The organism is Robinsoniella sp. RHS (assembly GCF_001029355.1).
Taxonomy (GTDB): domain Bacteria; phylum Bacillota; class Clostridia; order Lachnospirales; family Lachnospiraceae; genus Robinsoniella; species Robinsoniella peoriensis.
This window is the reverse complement of the sequence record NZ_JNGB01000218.1, coordinates 1-4,853: the sequence shown is the minus strand read 5'-3', so window position 1 is coordinate 4,853 and position 4,853 is coordinate 1. Positions and strand designations below refer to the sequence as shown.

Sequence of the window (4,853 nt, the reverse complement as noted above, 5' to 3'; positions counted from 1 at the left end):
TCAATTAATCCTTCTTTTGCAATCTGAGCATTCTTTGATGCACGGATAATACGGATTACCTCATCAATATTGTCAAGAGCAATCAGTAATCCCTGTAAAATATGGGCACGTTCTTCTGCCTTATTCAGTTCATACTGGGTTCTTCTGGTAACGACTTCTTCCTGGTGCTGGATATAGTAGTGCAGCATCTGAAGGATGTTCATAACCTTTGGCTCATTATTTACAAGTGCAAGCATAATTACACCGAAAGTATCCTGCAGCTGTGTATGCTTGTATAATTGATTCAGAAGAACATTGGCATTCACATCACGGCGAAGCTCAATGTTAATACGCATACCTTCCCGGTTTGACTCATCGGTAATATTTGTAATACCGTCAACTTTTTTATCTCTGACCAGATCAGCAATTTTCTCAATTAATCTTGCTTTATTTACCATGTACGGTAATTCACTTACAATGATTCTGCTCTTACCATTTGGCATAGATTCGATATCGGTAACTGCCCGGACGCGGATTTTTCCCCGACCAGTCCGATAAGCTTCTTCTATCCCCTTTGTACCCAGAATCTGGGCTCCCGTAGGAAAGTCCGGACCTTTTACAATTTCCAGTATTTCATCAATTTCCGTATCGCGGCTCTCTTCAATGCGGTTGTCAATCATTTTGATTACTGCATTTACAATCTCTTTCAGATTGTGAGGCGGAATATTGGTTGCCATACCAACGGCGATACCTGAGGTTCCATTTACCAGAAGATTGGGATATCTGGCAGGAAGAACCGCCGGTTCTCTCTCTGTCTCGTCAAAGTTCGGTACAAAATCTACCGTATTTTTATTAATATCAGCCAGCATTTCCATGGAAATCTTGCTGAGACGTGCTTCTGTATAACGCATGGCAGCTGCGCCGTCACCGTCCACGGAACCAAAGTTCCCATGACCGTCAACCAGCGGATAACGGGTGGACCATTCCTGTTCCATATTTACCAATGCCCCATAGATAGAGCTGTCACCATGAGGGTGATACTTACCCATGGTATCACCGACAATACGCGCACATTTTCTATGCGGCTTGTCAGGACCATTATTTAATTCGATCATAGAATACAGAACTCTACGCTGAACAGGCTTTAACCCGTCTCTTACATCAGGAAGTGCACGGGCGGCAATAACGCTCATGGCATAGTCGATGTAGGATTTCTCCATTGTTTTCTTTAGATCAACATCATGTACCTTATCAAAAATATTGTCTTCCAACGACTTTCTCCTCCTAAATGTCCAGATTTTCTACATATTTAGCATTTTCTTCAATAAATTCACGACGCGGCTCTACCTGGTCTCCCATTAAGGTCGTAAAGGTAATATCCAGTTCCGACGATGCTTCTTCATCCATCGTAACCCGGAGTAAAATCCTGCTCTCCGGATCCATAGTTGTCTCCCAGAGCTGTTCCGCATCCATTTCTCCAAGTCCTTTGTAACGCTGTATCTTATTACTCTGGTCTCTGCCGACTTCTGTCAAAATTGAATTTAATTCTTCATCGCTGTAAGCATACCACACTTTTTTGTTTTTCTCCAGCTTATAAAGTGGCGGCTGTGCCAGATACACATGTCCCTCTTTAATCAGATCAGGCATAAAACGATACATAAAGGTTAATAATAACGTACTGATATGGGCACCGTCAACATCGGCATCGGTCATAATAATAATTTTATGGTATCTCAGTTTCGATATATCAAAATCATCGTGGATACCTGTACCAAACGCTGTAATCATCGCTTTAATTTCAGCGTTTGCATAAATTTTATCCAGTCTTGCCTTTTCCACGTTCAGTATTTTTCCACGCAGGGGAAGAATTGCCTGGGTACTTCTGCTTCTTGCCGTTTTTGCAGAACCACCCGCGGAATCTCCCTCGACAATGTAGATTTCACAGTTTTTCGGATCCTTATCCGAGCAATCCGCCAGTTTACCCGGAAGAGACATTCCGTCAAGGGCTGATTTTCTTCTTGTTAAATCACGGGCTTTTCTTGCCGCATCCCTTGCTCTCTGAGCCATAATTGATTTTTCCAGAATCATCTTCGCGATCTGAGGATGCTGTTCCAGGTAAATCATAAGCTGTTCAGAAACCACATTATCTACAGCTCCTCTTGCTTCACTGTTTCCAAGTTTCTGTTTCGTCTGTCCTTCAAACTGCGGATCCCCAATCTTAATACTGATAATTGCCGTGATACCTTCTCTGATATCCTCACCAACCAAAGACTCACTGTCCTTAATCAGTTTATTGGTTCTTGCATAGTCATTAAATGTTTTGGTAAGCGCACTCTTAAATCCAGTCAGATGGGTACCGCCTTCCGGAGTAGTAATGTTATTTACAAAACTGTATGCCCCTTCCGTATAACCGTCATTATGCTGCATCGCGACTTCTACATACACATCATCCCTGGTGCCTTCACAATAAATTATATCCGGGTAGAGCGGATTTTTACCCTTGTTCAGATAAGAAACAAATTCCTTGATTCCGCCTTCGTAGTGGAAAATCTTCTCCACCGGCTCCTCGTTTCTCTCATCTCTTAAGATAATCCTGATATTCTTCGTCAGGAATGCCATTTCCCGAAGTCTCTGCTTCAGTGTATTAAAATCATAAACCGTTTCTTCGAAAATTTCTTTATCCGGAAGGAAGGTAACCATGGTTCCTGTCTTCTCCGGATCACATTCTCCGATCACTTTTAGTTTATATACAACTTTACCTCTTTCATAACGCTGTCTGTAGATCTTACCCTCACTGTAGATTGTAACCTCCAGATTTTCCGACAAAGCATTAACGACAGAAGCACCTACCCCGTGAAGACCACCGGATACTTTATAGCCGCCGCCGCCGAATTTACCACCTGCATGAAGAATCGTAAATACTACTTCTACTGCCGGAAGTCCTGATTTATGATTGATTCCTACCGGGATACCGCGGCCATTATCGATTACCGTTATGGAATTGTCTTTATTAATGGTCACCTGAATTGTGTCGCAGTATCCTGCAAGTGCTTCATCCACTGCATTATCTACAATTTCATATACCAGATGGTGAAGTCCGCGGATCGATGTACTTCCAATGTACATACCAGGTCTTTTCCGGACTGCTTCCAACCCCTCTAAAATTTGTATTTGATCTGCGCCATATTCTGAATTTAATTCTGTACCCATAAGAATCCTCCTGTTTTCGCTGCTGCGTATTTACACATGTTATTCATAGACGATACCGTCCACCACATGAAATACTTTATTAATCTTAAATTGATTCTCTATAAAATCATCGATACCCGTACAGGTGATCAATGTTTGAATATCATGAATGCTGTCTAACAGATAGTGTTGCCTGTTACTGTCCAGTTCAGACAAGACATCATCCAGCAATAAAATTGGTGTATCTTTGATTTCCTGCTTCACCAGCTCAATTTCAGCCAGCTTTAAAGATAAAGCAGCTGTTCTCTGCTGCCCCTGGGAGCCAAACCTGCGGATATCCACATCCTGGATTTTAAAACACAGATCATCTCTGTGGGGACCGGTCATGGTCATCCTCATCTTCAGATCTTTATCCCTGCCTCGTCTCAGCTGTTCTTCAAAAGATTCAGCCGGAACGTTTTTCTCATAATCCACAATTAATTCTTCCCTGTCTCCCGAAAGTTTTTTATGGATGCCTGCAATGATTCCATTCAGACGCTCTACAAATAACTGACGTTCCTCGATTACTTTGCAGCCGTACTGAACCATCTGCTGGTCCCAGATATCCAGGGTATCCAGGTATTCCGGATGAAAGGCAATATCTTTGAGCAGTTTATTTCTCTGATTCACTATTTTATTATAATTTGATAACTGAAACAAATATAATTTATTTAACTGACATAGCTCCATGTCAATAAAACGCCTTCTCTCAGAAGGACCGTTTTTAATAATATTAAGATCCTCCGGTGAGAAAAATACCAGGTTCACAATTCCAAAGAGTTCGCTGGCTTTCCGTATCGGTATACCGTTAATCGCAATTCCCTTTGTCCTGTTCTTCTTTAAATGCATGTCTATCTTATAAGCACTGCCGTTTTTATTCAGCCTCATACGAATATGAGATTCATCCTCATGAAACTGGATGATTTCACGATCCTTGCTTCCCTTGTGGGATTTGGTAGTCCCACAGAGATACACTGCTTCTAAAATATTCGTCTTACCCTGCGCATTATCACCATAGAAAATATTCGTACCACTATCAAACTTTAATTTTAAGGAATTATAATTTCTAAATTTCTCAAGTTTAATAGATTCAATAATCATGTCAGCACCAACTATTTTACAATTTTTATCGTTTCTCCATCGAAGTCCACTACATCATTCTCATGTAACTTTTTCCCCCGCTGGTATTCCACTTCGCCATTCACTTTCACAAGTCCGTCCTGGATTACAACTTTCGCAACCACTCCGGAATCTACCAGCCCGGCAGCCTTTAATGCCTGACCCAGTTTGATATAATCATCTCTTAACTTAATCGTTTCCATGATGCCCTTTCCTCTAAACCGTAAAATTAACCGGAAGAATCAAATAGATATATGTTTCTTTCTCGTCTTTAATAAAACAGGGTGCTTTCGGATTCACCAGATACAGGGTAACATTCTCATCGTCAATGACACGAAGTGAATCAATTAAGAATCTTGGGTTGAATCCAATCAGGATATCTTTCCCTTCTTTCGTAATATCAATTTCTTCATCCATCGAACCGATCTGGGAATTGATTTTCAGTTCCATAGCATCATCACTGATCTGGATGATAATCGGCTTCTTGTCACTTTCCTTTACAAGAAGAGTAGCACGATCGATACAAT

The 4,853-nt window shown here is 41.2% G+C and carries 4 protein-coding genes and 1 pseudogene; all 5 read right to left on the bottom strand.

Annotated elements, in window-relative coordinates:
- A partial coding sequence (locus RHS_RS28755) for a DNA gyrase subunit A (protein WP_047835141.1) occupies nucleotides 1–1,250 on the bottom strand: 1,250 nt, incomplete at its 3' end.
- 13 nt (nucleotides 1,251–1,263) lie between these two features.
- Entirely contained in the window at nucleotides 1,264–3,189 is a 1,926-nt protein-coding gene (gene gyrB / locus RHS_RS28750) for a DNA topoisomerase (ATP-hydrolyzing) subunit B (RefSeq protein ID WP_027295404.1), read from the bottom strand.
- Between the two features lie 39 nt (nucleotides 3,190–3,228).
- On the bottom strand, nucleotides 3,229–4,308 hold the full coding sequence (gene recF, locus RHS_RS28745) for a DNA replication/repair protein RecF (protein ID WP_044297199.1): 1,080 nt from the start codon (nucleotides 4,306–4,308) through the stop codon (nucleotides 3,229–3,231).
- 11 nt (nucleotides 4,309–4,319) lie between these two features.
- Nucleotides 4,320–4,529 (bottom strand): RNA-binding S4 domain-containing protein, encoded by a 210-nt coding sequence (locus RHS_RS28740; RefSeq protein WP_027295402.1) that lies wholly within the window; start codon nucleotides 4,527–4,529, stop codon nucleotides 4,320–4,322.
- Nucleotides 4,530–4,542: 13 nt separating this feature from the next.
- Nucleotides 4,543–4,853, bottom strand: a pseudogene (locus RHS_RS28735) (DNA polymerase III subunit beta); the annotation flags it as partial.